The sequence below is a fragment of the Bacillus rhizoplanae genome (genome assembly GCF_917563915.1).
Classification (GTDB): domain Bacteria; phylum Bacillota; class Bacilli; order Bacillales; family Bacillaceae_G; genus Bacillus_A; species Bacillus_A rhizoplanae.
The window spans coordinates 39267-58317 of sequence record NZ_CAKJTI010000016.1 but is presented as its reverse complement, the minus strand read 5'-3'; the positions used below and the strand labels follow the sequence as shown (position 1 = coordinate 58317).

Here is a 19051-nt window from a genome sequence, read left to right as displayed (position 1 = left end):
TATTACACGTTTCTTTACTATAAAAATATCATTTTATAAAAAAACAAAATAAAAATAATTCGCAGAAAAAGCAGAATTTTCTTTACTTTCTATATATGTAAGCACTCATTTATTGGTGCAAATGCACAAAAGCTGCCAATTATTCGGCAGCTTTCGCATTTTTATTTAATTTATACTGCAAAGTTTGTCTTGGAATACCTAACAACTTTGCAGCTTGTAGAACATTTCCTTTCGTTTCTAACATTGCTTGTTCAATTAATTCTTTTTCCGTTTCATGAAGTGCCTCCCGCAGCGGTAATATCGGCTTTTTCTGCGGATGCGGCACTTGTCGAAACGAACGTGGTAAACAAGATAACGTGAGTGTTTTTCCTTCTGCAACAATGACCGCATGTTCTATCATATGCTTTAATTCACGCACGTTACCTGGCCAATGATACTGAAGCAATTGCTTTTTCGCATCTTCATCTATATCGATCACATGCTTTATATATTCCATGTTATAAGCCTTCAGAAAGTGCGGGACTAACAATAAAATATCTTCTTTTCTCTCGCGAAGCGGTGGAATAAATAAAGAAAACACATTTAATCGATAATATAAATCCGTACGAATTTTATTTTCACGAAGGCACTCATCCGGCGGCTGATTCATTGCTGTAATAACGCGTACATCAACCTTTCTTGTTTTGTTATCACCGATACGGCGAATGACACCATCTTCCAATACCCGAAGCATTTTTGCTTGTAAATCTAAAGGCATCGAATTTAATTCATCTAAAAATAACGTACCACCATCCGCAAGCTCAAATAAGCCTGCGCGCTCTATGGCACCTGTATAACTACCTTTTGTTGTTCCAAACAGTAAACTTTCAAGTAATGATTCTGGCAAAGCAGCGCAGTTTTGAGCGATAAATGGATTATTTCTTCTTTTCGAAGCTTCATGTATCGCTTGAACAAACAGCTCTTTTCCCGTTCCCGTTTCACCGTAAATGAGTACGTTCGCATTAGTGGTAGCAACCTTGTGTGCAAGCTGTTTCGTCTGCAAAAAGCGCTTATCATTCGTTATAATCGTATCAAATGCTACATGCCTGTACGGTGTTTTTTTCGCTGGTGATCGCTTCATTTTTGACTGCAAATCAGCAATACTTTCTGTCAGCTTTTGAATGGTAGAGTAATCTTTTGCAATCTCAACAGCGCCAGCAATGCGCCCTTCTATAAAAATCGGAAGCGTTGTATTTACCGTATAAACATCTTTCCCACTTTGATTTTGATATCGCTGCACTTGATGTAGGATTGGCTTTTTCATTTGCAGTACCTTTAGCAATGTACTCGTTTCTGGCGTTAACGAAGGAAACGCTTCCAATAAATACTTACCAAGTACATCTTCTACATTTGATCCGTCATGTTTTGCTGCTACTGTGTTATAAAAAATCGTAACCCCATTTTCATCTACTGCATGAATAGCTTCATCAATACTACTTAAAATTGCTTCAATCACTTCTTGTGTTGAAATCGCCAGCAACGCATTTCCCTCCTTTGCTAAAAAATCAGCAATTATCGTGCCGAATTTTTAGCACCTACCGGTAAAATGAAACTCCCATCAGCAAGGGCTTTTCATCCCCAACTTATGGAAGTTGAATAAATTGATTCTTTATGAACCGTTATTTCTATTCTGTAATGTCTATTAAATACGAGATAAAGTAAAACTTCCCTCAGTAAGGGGCTTATTGCTCGTTAATACGGGATAAATCTTTTACCCAAACGTTCATATCCTCTAATTTATCGAAAATATAACAGTTATTCGCCAATCTGCCTGTGTACGTATATCCAAGCTGATAAAACGCTGCATTCATACCAAAAGAAAGCGACCGTGCAATTGTATACGAACAAAAAATAGATCTATCTCGCAGCTCTTCTTCTAACTTCATAAGTAAGCTTTTCATGAATCCATGCTTTCGATACTCTGGTAATGTTGCGCAATTTGTCAACTCCGCATTTCCTTCTTTTACATTCATTTCTGCTGAAGCTGTGCTAATAATCTTTCCTTCCATTTCATACACGTAATAAATCGTATCTTCCTTCATCGTTTTCACGATATAGTCTGCTTCGTTCAAAGGTGTTGGGTAAACCTCAAATACTTTTCCAAATACGTCCGCAAGCTGCTCTGCATCTTGTTCCGTCGCTTTTCGCAAAACAAACTGTGCTGGTATTTCCTTTTCTATTACTTTCTTCGCAATTACACCACTTATAATTTCATCTTCCTTCACCCACTGCACACTATTCCGGCGTTCATCGTCCCGATATTTCACCATAAAATACGCATCATGCCCTTGGAAGTATTGCGGAATACTAGCTTCAAGCATAAAGCCAAGAGAGAGCCACGCTGGAACGTGCTCTCTTTTTCCTTTTATAATTAATTTAGTGAAAGAATGAGAGTTTGCGAGTTCTTCCACTTTACACATTACTTGCTCAACATTTCCTTTATAATGATCAACACGAATACGCTTATTAAAATAATCTAACGTGTATTCTACTGTATAGTCCTTCGTCTGTTCTGCAAATTCTTCATAATATTTCATTCGTCCACCTCACACCAGTCTAGTAATGTACATGCAATAATCTTTGTCGCCGCAATCATTTTGTCAATTTCAATATATTCATTTGGATAATGGGCAACTTTCGTTTCACCTGGACCAAACACGATAGTTGGAATATCGGCGATTTGTGTAAATAAACCACCATCTGTTCCCCATGGCGCTGCCTCAACAATCGGCTCTGTGCCTTCAATATGCATAAAATTGTCCTTCAGCGTTGTAATAAGTGGATGCTTTTCCTCTAATTCACCTGGAACCCAACGTGCGCCAAACCACTCTACTTCTACTGGGTGATCTATGAACCATGGATCTACTTTATTTAATTGTTCTACCCAATTTTCAAACTCTATTTTTGCGCCCTCTATACTTTCATTCGGCGCAACGCCGTATCTGCCTTCTAAAGTAAGGAAATCAGGAACAGAACTCGGCCAACTGCCACCTTCAATTTTCCCAATATTAATCGGAATCGGAATTGGAATTCCTTTATATAACGGATCTGTAATCCTTTCATTTCGTTTTTCTTCTAGCTTTCTCATATGCTCTACAACAAGCATACTTTTCTCAATGGCACTCACACCTTCATAACGTGTGCCACCATGAGCAGCCTTCCCTTTTACGAATAAACGAAACCACATTGAACCTTGTTGTTTCGGGAAAAACTTCATGTTTGTCGGCTCTGGGATAATTACACCGTCTGCCTCGTAACCTCGTAAAAGTGCCGCAAGCGTACCTGCGCCGCCGCTTTCTTCTTCTATTACACTTTGAAAATATACATCTCCTTTTAAATGAATTCCCGTTTCTATAATTGCTTCCATCGCCAGCATGAGCGCAACATTACCGCCTTTCATATCTGTTGTACCGCGCCCATATATACGATTTCCAATTTTTTCTCCTGCATATGGATGATGATCCCACTGGTTCAAATCTCCTTCAGGTACAACATCGATATGGCCATTTAAAATCATCGACTTTCCGCCGCCGCTTCCTTTTAACGTCGCCACAATATTCGGACTATCAGTAAAGTTTGTACGCGGTGAAACGAAATATGGATGATCTTTCATTTTCGTAAATGAAGGCTCCCAAATATCCAAATCTAAACCAAGTTCACGCAACTTTTCAATCACAACTGCCTGCGCGCCGCTTTCATCCCCACTCGTACTTTTCTCTTGAATTAATCGTTTTAATAATTTCACACTCATATTTTCATGAGTTTCAATATATTCACACACTTGTTTTTTATATTGCTCCAATTGTTACATCCCCTTTCATTCAATCACTAGTAAAGATGGACTCACATGAAAAGCAGCTTCTGTGCATTTTTTTACATCTTCTACTGTGTACGGACTCATTAATTCTTGCAACACTAAACCTTCCGGCGTTACTTCCATTACTGCCATTTCTGTAATAATTACATCAACACATCGTTTTGACGTAAGCGGAAGTGTACACTCCGAAACAATTTTCGCGTTCCCATATTTATCAACGTGATTCATCACAACGACAACACGCTTTGCTTTTTGTGCTAAATCCATTGCCCCGCCAATACCTGGTACACGCTTACCTGGTACAATCCAGTTCGCTAAATCTCCGTTTTCGCTTACTTGCAATGACCCAAGAATTGTAATATCAAGCAACCCTTTTCGAATCATCCCAAATGCCATGCTGCTATCAAAATAACTAGCCCCATCAATAATTGATGTTGGCAATCCAGCCGCATTACATAAATTTTCATCCTCTTCGCCCTTTACTGGTGTCGGCCCCATACCAACAATGCCATTTTCCGCATGAAACATAACATGCATATCATCTGGCAAATGATTCGGAACAAGAGATGGAATGCCAATCCCTAAATTAACAATCATTCCGTTTTGAATTTCCTTTGCAGCGCGCTTTGCAATTTTATTGCGAACCTCTACTCCCATGCCCATTTCCAATTCACTCCTCCCGATGGAACAATATAATCAACAAATACACCAGGCGTTATAATTTCTTCTGGATTCAGCGCCCCAAGCGGAACAATTTCTTCAGCCTCCACAATCGTAATATCTCCAGCCATTGCAACGTGTGGATTCATATTGCGTGCGCTTTTATCAAACACAAGATTACCAAAAGGATCTGCTTGTTTCGCAAACACGATAGACACTTCTGCTGTTAATGCTGTCTCAATTAAATATGTCTTCCCATTTATTTCAACAGTTCGTTTCCCTTCTTCTACAATCGTATCCATCCCAACATCAACAAGAACACCACCAAGCCCGACACCACCAGCTCGAATTCGTTCTGCTAATGTACCTTGAGGAGAAAATTCAATATGCAATCTTCCTTCATTTAATTGTCGTCCTGCATTTGGATTTGAACCGATATGCGACGTAATTAACGACTTTACACGCTCATTTGTCACAAGGCGGCCAATTCCCACATCAGGAAAACCAGTATCATTACCGATTAAATGCAAATCTGTAATTCCTTTATCTAAAATTGCTTGAATTAAAGAGGGAGGAGAGCCAATGCCTCCAAACCCTCCAAACATAAGTGTCATCTCATCATGAAAATATGGCATAACATCTTGTATGGTTTTTAATTTCCCAAATGCATTTGTAATAGTTGTCATACGATACTATGCCCTCCTTTTTGAGCTATTTCCTCTACACTTTTCGCAAAAATATGAAGTAATTCGTCAAGCTCTTCATATGTAGTAGTAAGCGGCGGCGCAACTAACAATGCACTATCTTCCTTACCTGCTTGTCCTGATACAGCTTGATATAAAAGAAGGCCATTTTTCGCCGCAACCGAAATAAGTTCAGATGCTTTTGTAAACGGTTGCAATTCTACTCCAATCATCAAACCTTTCCCGCGTACATCAGCAATAATTGTCGATTCTTGCTGCACCTTTTGCAGTCCTGCGATTAAATACTCTCCTTTTTCAGCAGCCGCTTCTGGTAAACGATGCTTCTCCGTATATTCAATCACCGCTAAAGCTGTCGCAGCGGAAAGTGGATTTGCACTCAATGTATGCCCACTCATTACAGAACGAGAACCGCGCAAAATTGGTTCCATCACGCGATCACTTACCATAGTTGCCGCCATCGGTGTATAACCAGCTCCTAATCCTTTTCCTAGCGTCATAATATCCGGCTGAACGCCCCAATGTTCCATCGCAAACCATGCACCAGTACGGCCAAGTCCTGTCATGACTTCATCAGCAATAAATAAAATATCATAATGCTCACAAATGTCCTTAATCACTTTATAATAATCCTTCGGTGGTACAATTGCTCCCCCAGCTGCACCGATAATCGGCTCAGCAATAAATGCCGCAATATGCTCCGCCCCAATACGTTCAATTGCTCTCTCTAACTCTGTTGCACATGCAAGTTGACATGTCGGATACACCTTTTGTACTGGACAGCGGAAACAATACGGTGCTGGTAATGTCGGATAATCTTCCAAAATGGAAACAAAGCGTTGCCTACGCAGCGGATGCCCAGACAATGATAATGCTCCCATCGTAATTCCGTGATAACTCATCCAGCGTGACAAAATTTTATTTTTCCCTTGAATACCACGCTCTTGAAAATGTTGAATCGCAATCTTCATTGCCGTTTCATTTGCCTCTGTACCGCTATTAACGAAAAAGCTCCAATTTAAATCCCCCATATTTAAATCACTTAGCTTCTTCGCAAGCTTCTCTGCCGGCTCACTCGTAAACTGCGAGCGATATACAAATGCAATCTCCTCTGCTTGCTGCTTAATAACTTCTGCAATCTCTTTTACGCCATGTCCGATACTTGCCGTAATTGCCCCTGACGAACCATCAAAATATTTATTACCGTTTTGATCATATAAATATACACCTTCCCCATGCGAAATCATCGGATAAGGTTGACCAACAAGTGGTTTAATTAAGTAATCACGCATGACGCTTCCCCCGTTTCTTCGACTCATATGTAAATGTGAAAAAAATCGACTTTTCTCTCATAAAAAAAGAACTCTCTGCCTATGCAGTGAATCTATTAAAAAGTCATTATTATAGAATATAAAAATAAGTGCATAAAAATTAAATAGAAAGAAATTTCAGAAACAAAAAAATGTAAGCAAACAATATTCTCTCTACATCCCCCTCCTACACAAACACAACCAGAAACTAAAAAATCCCTCTTACTCCTCTCTTCTAAAATAACATTCGAAGTGAAAACATGCTGTTAATGTGTAAACTTCGACATTCCTCTAGTAAATCTCCTTCCTTCTTCTTCACTTTATCTCGTATACTTTCAAATAAATTTAGACAAAATTCGATAAAGAAAAATCTTCCAGCAGACAACCATCTACTTCCTTTAATTCTTGAAATAGAAATCGTATTGTTTCTTAGTACAAAATATAAAAAACCCTATGGCAAAGAACCATAGGGTGGTATAACAATCACATTTAATCCCCTAATCCAGTTTTTTAATACTTCCACTTTCTCTTACATCCCAACGTTTGCAAACGCCAAATTACATGGTGTATTCTAATTCTTACTGTTTTCCAAAATATTATTGCTAGGGTCATAAATGTTTATAATAGCTGTACAACGCTTATTAGAAGCTGAGCTACAATGAATTGATATGAAGTATATCATTCATTAAAAGCCACTCTAAATTATGATATATTACAAAACAGACATAATCCCCATTGTATGTAACACTTTTAATAGTCATGTCGTTTAGTTGGTGAAATATCAAAAAAAAAACGATCTTATCTTATAATAAGATCGTTTTTCTTCTATTATATATTACCCCACTACAACTTCTTCCCTTTTTTCTGTTTTACTCGTTAAATGTTCCACAATGTTACGAGCGATGTGAACGCCGCATGCGCTTGCTTGCGCTAGTCCGCGTGTTACGCCAGCACCGTCTCCGCCTAAGTATAAGCCAGAAATTTCAGATTCAAAATATTCGGTCAGTTTTGGTCTTGCGGAGTAGAATTTCGCTTCTACGCCGTAAAATAATGTATGTTCAGATGCAATACCTGGTGTGACGTGATTCAATGCTTCTGTCATTTCAATTAAACTTTTCATTGTATTGTATGGCAATACAAGACCTAAGTCACCTGGTACTGCTTCTTTTAATGTCGGCTCAAGGAAACCTTCTTGAATACGCTTCGGTGTAGAACGACGACCTTTTAAAATGTCTCCGTACTTTTGTACCGTAACTCCGCCCATTGAAATACGATTTGCTAGACGTGATACTTCATGTGCGTATTCGTTCGGTTGATCGAATGGTTCTGAAAATTGATGTGATACTAAGAGCGCAAAGTTCGTGTTATTACTGCCAAGCGCAGGATCTTTGTACGCATGACCATTCGCTGTCATAATACCGGAGTGGTTTTCAACAACAACGTGACCAGATGGGTTACTGCAGAATGTACGTACTCGAGTTCCGACAGATGTATTGAATACGAATTTCCCTTCATAGAGATGCTTGTTGATTTCCTCCATCACAATGTTTGAAGTCTCAACGCGAACACCAATATCAACTTGGTTCGTGTTCATTTTTAAACGGCGCTTTTTCATAATTTTTGTTAACCAAGCAGATCCGTCACGTCCTGGTACAATTACTACTTTTTTCGCAGATAGCATTGTTCCGTCTTTTAAAACAATGCCGCGTACGACATGTTCGTTCTCTACTTTTTCAGTTACAATGTCGTCTACTTCTATTTTAAATTTCATATCGATTTTCTCTTTTAAATATTCGAAAATACTTTTTAAAATTTCTAAGTTTTGTTCTGTACCTAAGTGACGAACTTGTGCACGCAATAGTTTTAATCCAGCTGCGTAAGCGCGTTTTTCGATATCACGAACTTCATCTGTTAATGGATCTGTAATTGAAGTAGTTGCACCGTGTGCTAAGTTAATTTCATCCACATATTTGATTAAATCCATTACAGTCGATGTAGATAAATAGTCTGTCATCCAACCACCGAATTCACTTGTAATGTTAAATTTCCCATCTGAATATGCTCCTGCACCGCCAAAGCCATTTGTGATTGAGCATGCTGGTAAACATCCTGCATGCTCTTTCTTTCCAGCAGCAGGTGGACATTTTGTTATTTTCTTCTGAAGAATCGGACAATTACGACGATAAATATCATGTCCTTTATCAATTAACAGCACTTTTGCATCTGGCATTTTAACAATTGTTTCATAGCAAGTAAAAATTCCAGCAGGACCTGCACCTACAACAATTACATCATAGTTCGTATTCATGTATTCATCCCCCCATTGCATTCCTTAGAAAACCCTTACTAAAAGTACCATGTTCTATTTGGAATGTCAACGGATTTAACGAATCATCTACATAATAACAACGTTAATGTTCGTAAAAAAACTATTTTTACTCTGTTTTTTGGTTAAATAAGGATTTTAAAAAAGAAAGAACCGATTAATGTATAATTAATCGGTTCACCATGACGCTCTTTCTAAATAACTAGAAGCGCACGCAAGTAGCTCCAATAATAATTAGTAAAATAAATAACACAACAACGATCGCAAAGCCATAACCACAGCCTCCACAGCCTCCAGCGCCAAAACCACCGTAACCATATCCACAGCCATACCCTGGATATCCTCCACCATAACCCCACATAGTTTTTCACTCCTTACATCTATTTAAAATAGTTTACACATACAAAATATGTAGGACAAACCTCATTTTGTATGTGTGTTTGCCTAGAAATAAAAAAAATCTCCAGCTTAGCTAGAGATTTCATCTACTGTCATTTTTAAATGTGGGATTACTATAAATATGGTAATGATAACGATTTACATCGCTTGACTTTTAGAAGAAAATTCACTCTTATCGTCTTGATCTGATAAACATCCATTAATTTTCTCAGCTTCTATCATGTATTCTGTATAACTTCCACTTCTTACTCCCCAAAAATAAAAAACAAGCGCTATTACTGTAATAAGAAGCATGTCCCAACCATATGGTATTATGTTCATTCCGCCAAATTTGTAACTTCCAAGATAGGAAATCGTTACCATACATAGTAAATATACAATTAACCAAATGCTCGAACGGAACTGATTTTTAAATCCGCGCCATTTATTTTTATACTGATAATAAAAATAAATCGGTAATCCAATTGCCATGATGAACAATACCTCGCCTGTTAGCGGCCAGCGTGCCCAATACAAAGTGAGCGATGCAAAAACAAATCCACACGGAGCAATAAAATTAGCTCCTTTTAAACGAAATGGACGATATAAATGACCCGCTGTACTCCGTAATGTCATCAGTGCAATTGGTCCCATAATGTAAGAAATCAACGTGGCAACTGAAATAATTTCAGCTAAAACGCCCCATCCACGAAATAATATTAAAAAAAGAAAACATATACATAAGTTCAAAATTAAAGCTGGACGTGGAACACCATACACAGGGTGTAAAGTACCTAATTTTTTAGGAAGATAACCATTTTTCTCCATTCCATAAACCATACGAGCTGTTGTTGCAGTATAAGTAGTTCCAGACCCAGATGGAGAGATAAACGCATCGACATACAGTAAAATAACTAACCAATTCATTCCGAGTGCAATTGCCAAATCAGCAAACGGAGAATTGAAATTCAAATGATTCCATCCTTTTGCAATTACCACCGGATTTATTGCTCCGATGAAGGCAACCTGCAGTACAATATATACAACTGTAGCAATCAAAATTGATCCAATAACTGCAATTGGAATAGAGCGGTTCGGCTTATTCGCTTCACCGGCCATGTTGATTGGACTTTGAAATCCATTAAAAGCAAATACAATTCCAGAAGTAGCAACTGCCGTGAGCACACTTGCCCATCCATATGGTGCCATACCCTGTGAAGTTGTAAAGTTACTTTCTTGAAATCCGACAAATAACAAGGCACCAGCAGTAATTCCAGGCACAATAATTTTAAATATCGTAATCCAAGAATTTGCCTTTGCAAAAAGGTTAACTGTCCAATAGTTTAGGAAAAAATATACGAAAAGTAATACAGATGCAACGAGTAATCCTTTAGATGTTAATACATTATCTTGTACAAGCGAATGTGTCCAACTAGCCCATTTCCACGGCCATGTACTCATATATTGAACTGAAGCAATGGCTTCTACTGGAATCGTAGAAGTAATTGCAATCCAATTGGCCCATCCTGCCAAAAATCCAACCAATGAACCGTGGGAATATTGCGGATACTTTACCATTCCTCCTGTTTCAGGAAACATAGCTCCAAGTTCTGCATAAGACAATGCAATAAATAAAATAACGACCATACCAATCATCCAAGAAAATATAGCAGCTGGCCCCGCAATTTCTGCAGCTCTCCAAGCTCCAAATAGCCATCCTGAACCAATCATGGAACCGAGCCCCGTCATAGTAAGGGCAAACGTCCCCATCTTCCTGTGCATAGAATTCATCCCAATCTACTCCTTTTCTATTATAGAAAAATAAAAAGCACTTGATAAAAATATCAAGTGCTTGCCCAGGCGCGCGGCTCATAAATCCATATGCTCCCTCATGGTAATCCATGTTGCGCCAGTTACATATGGGAATTAAATTCTTTTTTTAATATACAATACTATTAGAAAATTAACAATAGCTTTAATACATTTTATATAACCCAAAAACAACATGTAATTATTTTTTGATAATAACAATTTATTATCTTATCTTTTCAAAATATAAAAAAACGCAGTTAAAGCATTCATAAATCATTTATTTCTAAAAAGTTAATGTTTATAAATGCTAATTTTGCACAAAAATATTCGTTAACTTTACCATAAAAAATCATTTGAGACAAAACTTTTTTCTCTCTTCAAAGAAATAATCAACAGTTATCAAGTACTTATGACATTTGTACATGCATATAGTTGTAATGATGATACTAGAGGAGGTAAAATAAATGAATCCATCTGAAGTAGAAAAGTATGCGCAGCAAGCTGCAATGTATGAGCAACTTGCCTGTTATTACAAATATATAAATCCACAAAAATATATGGAATTATATTTGAAACACTATAACGCTATGAAACAATTTGTACAGGCTTACGAGCAAAGCCGGATATCACTACCACATTCAAGCGAACAATCATTACCATCTCACGTTCGAATCTTGCACGCTTCTCCTGATGCACACACTGTTGATATTGTCATAAATGGACAAAAAGTGGTGAAAAACATTTCGTATAAGCAACATAGTCCATACCTTTCACTCACACAAGGACAATACCGCATTGATATCGTACCTGCCGGTGATGAAACTCCAATCTTTTCAGCTCTCGTTCCTGTAATGGGAAATCATGTATATACCCTTGCGGTAGCTGGTAATGTTGATAAACTTCAACTATTACCTCTTATTGATAATACGCCTCTACCATACGGTCAAGCAAAAATACGATTCGTCCATTTATCTCCTGATACCCCCGAAGTAGATGTAGCTTTAAAAGATGGAGAAAAACTGTTCGAAAAGGCTGCATTTAAACAGGCAACAGATTTCTTGCAAGTAAGTCCTGGCGTAGCAGATATAGAAGTATCAGTTGCGGGAACAAAAAACGTTGTATTAACAATTCCCGAAGTAAAAATTGAGGGAAATAAAATTTATACAATTGTTGCACTTGGTTATGCAAATAAATTACCAAAGTTAGAAACAGTATTTTTAACAAATTAAAAAGTCTACACTGCTATCGCTGTGTAGACTTTTCTTTTTATCCCGCATTAACGGGCTTTCCATCAGCGGGGGATGAATCCCCCCACTGATGGAAGTTTCACTTTATATCGATTTTTCAAAAGAAATATGAAATTCTGTCCATTCATCTGTTGACTTACATGTAATAGACCCTTTATGTTTTTCCACAATTTGCTTACAAACAAATAAGCCAATTCCAGTTCCTAACTTTTTTGTCGTTACAAATGGTTCAAATATTGTTTCAATATTTTTTGGCGGAATCATCGGTCCATTATTTTTAATAAAAATATGTATTAGTTCTTCATCTTCACACACACCAATAACAATTCTCTTACTTTCTTCCATTCCTTCAAAAGCGTCAATGGAGTTCATTAAAATATTTAAAAGCACTTGCCTAACTTCACTTCGATACCCGATAAATGGTATTGGATACGGAAGATTTTTCTCAATAGAAACATTTGCATTCACTAAGCTCGGATATAAGAACTGGATAATATCATGAAATAAATCATTCAGCCAAAACCGCTCTGCTTCATTCCAAATTTCTTTTTTGGAAACAAGTAAAAATTGAGAAATTCTAAAATTTAGTTGGTCAAGCTCATGCGAAATAATATCTAAATATGGAAGATGCGGTTGATCTGTTTGTAACAGTTTCACAAACCCCATAATAGAAGTTAGCGGATTGCGAAACTCATGAACGAAACTTGCTGACATTTGTCCTAAAATTGTCAATCTCTCTTTATGTGTTTCGTTAATGAATTGTTGCTTTTCTTCCAAATTTTTCGATATAATTTCTGAGTATTTCAAAACTGTATAATAGATTAGACGGTCAAAACAAGTATGTATTTTCCCCATGATTGGTTTCAATTCACGAGCACTCACATCTAATTCACACATTGCCTCAAACAATTCATTCCGTCCTACATTCGCATTATAGACAAAATCTCCAATATTTGCATCTGCCCCCGCACGCTCAATGGCGATTTTCTCACATAACAGTCTAATATGTTCAATTTCTTTCTCTTGCATAATGAGTTCCATCATTAATGTTAGTAAATTTTCTCCATTTTCAATAATTTCTTTTTTAAACGGATCATTTTCTGAAATAATAATTTTGGTTTTCCAGTTCTCTACGAATTGTTGACTATTCTTTTTTAAGTACGTACAAAATATTTTACTAATATCCTTATCGATTGGAAAAACCTCCCTTCCCTCCATCTCCATACGAAAAATACCCTATATATTTTGAATATTAACACAAAAAACAAATTTCGTTAAGAGAGTAATGTCACATTTTGTTATTTCATGTTGATAAAATTTAAAAATTCAGTACGTGAAATTATTTTTTTGCATCCTTTTCATTTCTTTCGTACAATAGAAATAGGAAAGGTGTGAAAAAAATGGGAAATAAAAATGTGGAAGATTATCTTCAAGAAGGCATTCATGGACAAAAACAAAACAAACCTGAAGAACGCAACATGTTTTTAAGCACATTGCGTGAGCGTGTGGAAATTGCGTTAACGATTGGGCAAGTCATGCAAACAAACGTATATACAGCAGTAAAAGAAAGCATGGGTTCTTCTCAAGGGTTAACATTGTATGTGAACGGTAGCATCGCTTACCCACATTTATCTAAATACATTAAATTAGCAAATGAAAAACAAGTACCGTTTACAATTGTACAAAATAAAGATACAAACACACCAATTGGCCTTGTACTCGCGCATGATACAGCAGTTGAGAAAGAGCATATTTATGTAGAAGATGAAATTTATAAGCAAGAGATGAACTAACAAAAATGCACCTGACTAGAAGTCGGGTGCATTTTTATAAAGCGAAACTTTCATCAGTGTGTTTTTTCAGCGCCCACAACTATCTTTCTCGTTTCTCTTTGAATCTTGAGGCGGGGGTCTTACTGCCCATGAATAGCAGGATAAAATACTTTACAATTCTCTTTACCATAATTGAACTATCCCCACTTATCGGCTAACGCCACTTGAAATGTGGGATTCCAGTACCTCTTGCTCCTAGACAACAGGTGCCAGAACCTCCTCCGTTCAACAAGAGACGTTCTCTATACCGTCAATCCGAAGTATCCATAGATGACCAATCTTTGCCCCTGTACAAGCAGACAGAAAAAGGAGCAGCAAGAGAGCCCCCTCCCCTCCTTACCGCTGTGCTCTGCCCTTCACGCGCTTGAAGAAGGGTGTGAAGGGATAAAATTACAAAAAACCTCACCATACAGGCAAGGTTATGAACTTACTTGTTCTTGGAGTGAAACATGTTGCTCTGTTACTTCTACATGCTGCCGCGCAATTTGCTTCGTCACTTCGATTTGTTTAATGTAATGACCATCTAATTCAACAATACGAAACTTATAATTTTCAATGTCGACAATATCACCTTGTTTAATTTCAAGATGTTCTGTTAAAATCCAACCGCCAATTGTATCGACGTCTCCATCGTCAATTGTAAGCCCTAATAATGCATTGACTTCACTAACAAGCACTTTTCCTTCTAAAATTGTTTTCGTTTCGCTAATGCGCTGAATCTCCGGCTTTTCATCCGTATCAAATTCATCTTGTATATCACCAACGATTTCTTCTAATATATCTTCAACTGTTACAAGTCCAGAAGTTCCGCCGTATTCATCCACTAAAATTGCCATATGTGTGCGTTCACGCTGCATTTTCACAAACAAATCATGAATAGCAATTGATTCAATAATTTGAATAATCGGACGAGCATACTGTGCAACAGTTTCTTTATTTGTACCATCACGTTTCACAAAATCTGTAAAAATATCTTTAAAATTCACAAAACCAATAACATGATCTTTATCGCCGTCAATGATAGGATATCTTGTATACTTCTCATTTGACATCAATTTCATTGCTTCCTTAACAGATTGCTCTTTTTCTAAAATTACCATTTCTGTACGTGGAACCATAATTTCTTTCGCAAGTCGATCATCAAATTCGAAAATCTTATTTACATATTTATATTCTGATTGATTAATTTCACCATTTTTATAACTCTCTGATACAAGCATACGTAACTCTTCTTCAGAGTGTGCTACCTCATATTTATGCATTGGTTTTAGCCCAAACATTCTCGTAACAATACGTGCTGAACCATTTAATGTCCAAATAAATGGATACGCCAATCGGTAGAAAAAGATAAGCGGTCTTGCAACTGCCAAACTAATCCCTTCCGCCTTTTGAATTGCCAATGTTTTTGGAGCTAACTCACCTACTACGACGTGAAAAAAAGTAATAAACATCAAAGCTAGAAAAACAGATAAGACGGATTCCAACGAGGGAGGCACTTCCAATCTTGCAAAAATCGGATCAAGCATACGTTTAACCGTCGGTTCTCCTAGCCATCCAAGGCCAAGTGCTGTCACTGTAATTCCCAACTGACACGCTGATAAATACTCGTCTAAGTTTGTAATGACTGTTTTCGCAGCAGTTGCACGTTTATTTCCTTCTGCAATTAAATAATCGATGCGTGAGCTCCTAACTTTGACAATTGCAAATTCAGACGCAACGAAGAAAGCAGTTAAGGCAATTAAAACAATCACCATACTTATACTAAATATGTCCAAATACGTTTCCTTACTCACTTTGTAAGTAAGGAAGCCACCTCCTAATAGTTTTATTCTAAAGAAAGGACTTCTCTAACAATCTTACAAGTTTCTACACTAGCAATCTCCTTTTATACATTATATGCATACATAATAAAGATATTTACGTTTATGATAACGAAACTTATACTCTCCGTCAAATAAGAGAAACAACTGAAATTAGACAACTTTTGTTCATTTTCGAGATGTTTTCTTTCTTAAAATTTTATTTTTGTGAAAAAGCACTTTCTTTGCCGATTTCTCACTTCTTTTGTCAAGCATGCAGGGAACGAACAAACTATCACGAAACCTTCTAACAACAAGATTTGGGAGGGATTATTGTGGAATATAAAACGCCGATGATTGCCAAAAAATTAGGTACTAGTCCAAAAGCTGTCATCCGTCTTGCACAGCAAATCGGATTAGAATTAAAAAAGAATAAATTTGGACACTATGTTTTTTACGAACAAGATTTACAACAAATGCTTGAATTTCAACGCTCTGTACCAAACCAAGAACATGAACCATCTTCCTATCATGCTGCTGAAGCAGCACCATCCAATGAAATGCAACAATTTATAACGCAATTAAAAGACATTTCCTTGCGCTTAGATCGGCTAGAAGAAAAATTACAAGAAAAAGCAGATGATGTGGTGAATTATCAATTGTTACAACACCGTAATGAAATGGAAGAAATGCACGCAAAAATTGAGCAATTAGAAATGACACTTAAGCAAAAAGAATCAATTTATATTACGCCAGAAGTAGCAGCATCAAAACAGGAAGAAAAGCCGAAGCGTCGTAAAATGCTTTTAAGTATTTTTGGATTTTAATATATCATAATAAAAAAGACGATGTTCTCTATAAACATCGTCTTTTTTATTATGATAACATAGCTTTCATATCTTCTTCTGCTGTTGTAATTAGTTTTAAGCGAAATGCCTCTTGCAACACTTGCAGTACACCTGGTGTCATAAATTCCGGCGCTTTCGGACCAATACGAATATCTTGAATACCAAGGCTAAATAACCCAAGTAAAATCGCTACAGCCTTTTGCTCAAACCAAGACAATACAATGCTGACTGGTAGCTCATTCACTTCACATTGGAACGCTTCTGCTAAAGCTACTGCAATTTTCACTGTTGAAATCGAATTATTACATTGTCCTAGATCAATATAACGCGGTATATTCGTTTCTGGTACAACGCCATAATCTACGTCATTAAAGCGAAATTTCCCACAAGATGTCGTTAAAATAACTGTATCTGCTGGTAATGATGTTGCTAATTCACGATAATATTCTCCACCTTTCCCCGGTGCATCACAGCCAGCAATTACAAAGAAACGTTGAATTTTACCAGCTTTCACAGCATCAATAATTTCTGGTGCGAGCGATAATACCGTCTCATGATGAAATCCTGTTACTAATTGTTCTTCTGATTCCATTTGTGCATCTGGAAGTTTCAATGTCGTTTCAATAAGCGGTGTAAAATCATCATTTTCAATTTTACGTACCCCTTCTAAGCCTGCAACGTCATAGGAAAAGAAGCGATCTGCATATGTGCCCTTAATCGGCATCACACAATTTGTCGTTGCTAATATAGCTCCTGAAAATTTTTCGAATAAGCGACGCTGATCGTACCAAGCCTTTCCGATGTTCCCCTTTAAATGTGCATATTTTTTCAACTGCGGATAACCGTGTGCTGGCAGCATTTCAGAATGTGTATAAATATTGATACCTTTTCCTTCTGTTTGCTTTAATAACTCTTCTAGTGCAAATAAATTATGCCCTGTAACAACAATCGCTTTTCCATAGGCACGATTTTGTGTAATTTGTACTGGTTCTGGCACTCCAAAATGTTCAGTATGTGCCTTATCAAGTAGTTCCATCATGCGAATAGCAGCTTTTCCGACTTTCATTGCCATATCTAAATGTTCTTGTTCATTAAAGTTTGAATTTGTTAACGTCATGTATAACGCTTCATGTGTTACTGCATCTACAAACGGATCTGTGTATCCTAGTTGCGCTGCATGAGTGCGATATGCGGCAATTCCTTTTAAAGCAAAGACGATAATATCTTGCAAGCTTGCAATTGTTTCGTCTTTACCACAAACTCCAATCACTTTACATCCACCGGTAGGCGTTTGTTCACATTGATGACAAAACATCATTCCCATCCCCTCTCTAGCAATCTTTACAATGTAAGCGTAATACACATCGCTATTGGAAGATGTGATGATAATCACATGGAATGATGCAATTTTGTGACAATCTTCATCTTGTTAACATAATTTTTTTACTGTTCTCTTTGATTAAAACTTGTGCATGTGCATTTCCTTGAATCACATCACGAAACTCTTTTAAAGAGTACATATGGGTTAATCCTTTCATAACATGAATGCGAACCGGTACACCTTGCAGTTTATCATTAACAGCAAACGAATCATCAATTGGCTCGATTGGAAATCCTAATGAACGTAAGTACATATACATACGCTTTGTTACAACCGCAATATACCACTCTGCTTTTACTTCTAATGCATGTATAAATAAAATCGTCGCAAGTTGTTTAAATTGTCCACGACCGCGAGATGTTTTTGCAATACTTAATTTCCCAATTTCGTACACGTTTTTTAAATCTTTTATATATTTATTTTTAGAAAACGGGTAAAAAAACTCAGAATTTGATTGCTCAGGTACTGTATAATTTATACATTCAACAGTTCCGATATAATGATTTTCTTCTACCAATAAAAATCTTGAAGGTGTTAAATTTCGTTCTACAAACATTAAATTTCGTTCTTCACAAAAATCTCCCCATAATTGCTCGAACCAAAAATGTTCTTCCTTTGTTTGAACACGTTGGAACATACTCCCCCGCCTTTCTCATCACCCTTTACTTTTTTGTTAGCGCTTTCACCATATATCATATAAAAAGGAAACATGCTATGCAAGAAAAACTATTTCTTTCTTTCTTTATAGTTTCCATATATGAATCATCATTCCTGTATTACTTTTACATTTATATAAAAAATTTACAAAAAATTGACAATATTTACAAAAAAGGAAACATGTTACAGACCGGGAATGACATCCTCACCTCAATATTCAGAGGAAGCAAAAAATAAGTGGAGA

The 19051-nt window shown here is 36.9% G+C and carries 16 protein-coding genes and 1 riboswitch; of the genes, 3 read left to right on the top strand and 13 right to left on the bottom strand.

Annotated elements, in window-relative coordinates; genetic code table 11:
* Window positions 1-139: 139 nt before the first annotated feature.
* From LRP84_RS14780 to aimA, 9 genes are all read right to left on the bottom strand, one after another.
* Window positions 140-1519: a sigma-54 interaction domain-containing protein gene (locus LRP84_RS14780; RefSeq protein WP_230575784.1), complete on the bottom strand. Its 1380-nt coding sequence runs from the start codon at window positions 1517-1519 to the stop codon at window positions 140-142.
* A gap of 202 nt (window positions 1520-1721) precedes the next feature.
* Window positions 1722-2576, bottom strand: coding sequence for a putative beta-lysine N-acetyltransferase (gene ablB / locus LRP84_RS14775; RefSeq protein WP_230575783.1), 855 nt, complete (start codon window positions 2574-2576; stop codon window positions 1722-1724).
* Window positions 2573-3841, bottom strand: a complete 1269-nt coding sequence (locus LRP84_RS14770) for a peptidase (RefSeq protein ID WP_230575782.1) — start codon at window positions 3839-3841, stop codon at window positions 2573-2575. The genes ablB and LRP84_RS14770 overlap by 4 nt, the downstream gene beginning before the upstream one ends.
* 15 nt (window positions 3842-3856) lie before the next feature.
* Window positions 3857-4519, bottom strand: coding sequence for a CoA transferase subunit B (locus tag LRP84_RS14765; protein WP_230575805.1), 663 nt, complete (start codon window positions 4517-4519; stop codon window positions 3857-3859).
* On the bottom strand, window positions 4504-5202 hold the full coding sequence (locus LRP84_RS14760) for a 3-oxoacid CoA-transferase subunit A (protein WP_230575781.1): 699 nt from the start codon (window positions 5200-5202) through the stop codon (window positions 4504-4506). Before LRP84_RS14760 ends, LRP84_RS14765 begins: the two co-directional genes overlap by 16 nt.
* Entirely contained in the window at window positions 5199-6509 is a 1311-nt protein-coding gene (locus tag LRP84_RS14755) for an aspartate aminotransferase family protein (RefSeq protein WP_230575780.1), read from the bottom strand. Before LRP84_RS14755 ends, LRP84_RS14760 begins: the two co-directional genes overlap by 4 nt.
* An 853-nt stretch (window positions 6510-7362) precedes the next feature.
* Window positions 7363-8835, bottom strand: coding sequence for an NAD(P)/FAD-dependent oxidoreductase (locus LRP84_RS14750; RefSeq protein WP_230575779.1), 1473 nt, complete (start codon window positions 8833-8835; stop codon window positions 7363-7365).
* A 220-nt stretch (window positions 8836-9055) separates the two neighbouring features.
* Window positions 9056-9214, bottom strand: a complete 159-nt coding sequence (locus LRP84_RS14745) for a YjcZ family sporulation protein (RefSeq protein WP_230575778.1) — start codon at window positions 9212-9214, stop codon at window positions 9056-9058.
* 176 nt (window positions 9215-9390) lie between these two features.
* Window positions 9391-11022 (bottom strand): glutamate/serine transporter AimA, encoded by a 1632-nt coding sequence (aimA, locus tag LRP84_RS14740; RefSeq protein WP_230575777.1) that lies wholly within the window; start codon window positions 11020-11022, stop codon window positions 9391-9393.
* 56 nt (window positions 11023-11078) lie between these two features.
* Window positions 11079-11158, bottom strand: a riboswitch (ZMP/ZTP riboswitch).
* Window positions 11159-11507: 349 nt separating this feature from the next.
* On the opposite strand from aimA, the gene LRP84_RS14735 reads away from it, so the two are divergent.
* Entirely contained in the window at window positions 11508-12272 is a 765-nt protein-coding gene (locus LRP84_RS14735; protein WP_230575776.1) for a DUF4397 domain-containing protein, read from the top strand.
* A gap of 102 nt (window positions 12273-12374) precedes the next feature.
* Here the strand turns inward: LRP84_RS14735 and LRP84_RS14730 are convergent, their stop codons facing one another.
* Window positions 12375-13514, bottom strand: coding sequence for a BA2291 family sporulation histidine kinase (locus tag LRP84_RS14730; protein WP_230575775.1), 1140 nt, complete (start codon window positions 13512-13514; stop codon window positions 12375-12377).
* A gap of 176 nt (window positions 13515-13690) precedes the next feature.
* On the opposite strand from LRP84_RS14730, the gene LRP84_RS14725 reads away from it, so the two are divergent.
* Window positions 13691-14083: a YueI family protein gene (locus LRP84_RS14725; RefSeq protein ID WP_230575774.1), complete on the top strand. Its 393-nt coding sequence runs from the start codon at window positions 13691-13693 to the stop codon at window positions 14081-14083.
* Window positions 14084-14541: 458 nt separating this feature from the next.
* Here LRP84_RS14725 and LRP84_RS14720 read toward each other — a convergent pair whose 3' ends face one another.
* The gene (locus tag LRP84_RS14720) at window positions 14542-15897 is read right to left on the bottom strand and encodes a hemolysin family protein (RefSeq protein WP_230575773.1); all 1356 of its coding nucleotides are present in this window, start codon (window positions 15895-15897) and stop codon (window positions 14542-14544) included.
* 359 nt (window positions 15898-16256) lie between these two features.
* On the opposite strand from LRP84_RS14720, the gene LRP84_RS14715 reads away from it, so the two are divergent.
* Window positions 16257-16748 (top strand): chromosome segregation protein, encoded by a 492-nt coding sequence (locus LRP84_RS14715; RefSeq protein WP_230575772.1) that lies wholly within the window; start codon window positions 16257-16259, stop codon window positions 16746-16748.
* Window positions 16749-16797: 49 nt separating this feature from the next.
* On the opposite strand, the gene hcp is transcribed toward LRP84_RS14715, so the two are convergent.
* Window positions 16798-18084 carry a hydroxylamine reductase gene (gene hcp / locus LRP84_RS14710; RefSeq protein ID WP_230575771.1) on the bottom strand — a complete coding sequence of 429 codons (1287 nt, stop codon included), beginning with the start codon at window positions 18082-18084 and terminating at the stop codon, window positions 16798-16800.
* Between the two features lie 106 nt (window positions 18085-18190).
* On the bottom strand, window positions 18191-18787 hold the full coding sequence (locus LRP84_RS14705) for a hypothetical protein (protein WP_230575770.1): 597 nt from the start codon (window positions 18785-18787) through the stop codon (window positions 18191-18193).
* Window positions 18788-19051: the final 264 nt, after the last annotated feature.

Bases quoted from the DNA above. Each gene is read 5' to 3' on its own strand.
- ablB (WP_230575783.1), bottom strand. From the start codon at position 2,576: ATGAAATATTATGAAGAATTTGCAGAACAGACGAAGGACTATACAGTA.
- LRP84_RS14765 (WP_230575805.1), bottom strand. From the start codon at position 4,519: ATGGGCATGGGAGTAGAGGTTCGCAATAAAATTGCAAAGCGCGCTGCA.
- LRP84_RS14760 (WP_230575781.1), bottom strand. From the start codon at position 5,202: ATGACAACTATTACAAATGCATTTGGGAAATTAAAAACCATACAAGAT.
- LRP84_RS14755 (WP_230575780.1), bottom strand. From the start codon at position 6,509: ATGCGTGATTACTTAATTAAACCACTTGTTGGTCAACCTTATCCGATG.
- LRP84_RS14750 (WP_230575779.1), bottom strand. From the start codon at position 8,835: ATGAATACGAACTATGATGTAATTGTTGTAGGTGCAGGTCCTGCTGGA.
- LRP84_RS14745 (WP_230575778.1), bottom strand. From the start codon at position 9,214: ATGTGGGGTTATGGTGGAGGATATCCAGGGTATGGCTGTGGATATGGT.
- aimA (WP_230575777.1), bottom strand. From the start codon at position 11,022: ATGAATTCTATGCACAGGAAGATGGGGACGTTTGCCCTTACTATGACG.
- LRP84_RS14735 (WP_230575776.1), top strand. From the start codon at position 11,508: ATGAATCCATCTGAAGTAGAAAAGTATGCGCAGCAAGCTGCAATGTAT.
- LRP84_RS14730 (WP_230575775.1), bottom strand. From the start codon at position 13,514: ATGGAGATGGAGGGAAGGGAGGTTTTTCCAATCGATAAGGATATTAGT.
- LRP84_RS14725 (WP_230575774.1), top strand. From the start codon at position 13,691: ATGGGAAATAAAAATGTGGAAGATTATCTTCAAGAAGGCATTCATGGA.
- hcp (WP_230575771.1), bottom strand. From the start codon at position 18,084: ATGTTTTGTCATCAATGTGAACAAACGCCTACCGGTGGATGTAAAGTG.
- LRP84_RS14705 (WP_230575770.1), bottom strand. From the start codon at position 18,787: ATGTTCCAACGTGTTCAAACAAAGGAAGAACATTTTTGGTTCGAGCAA.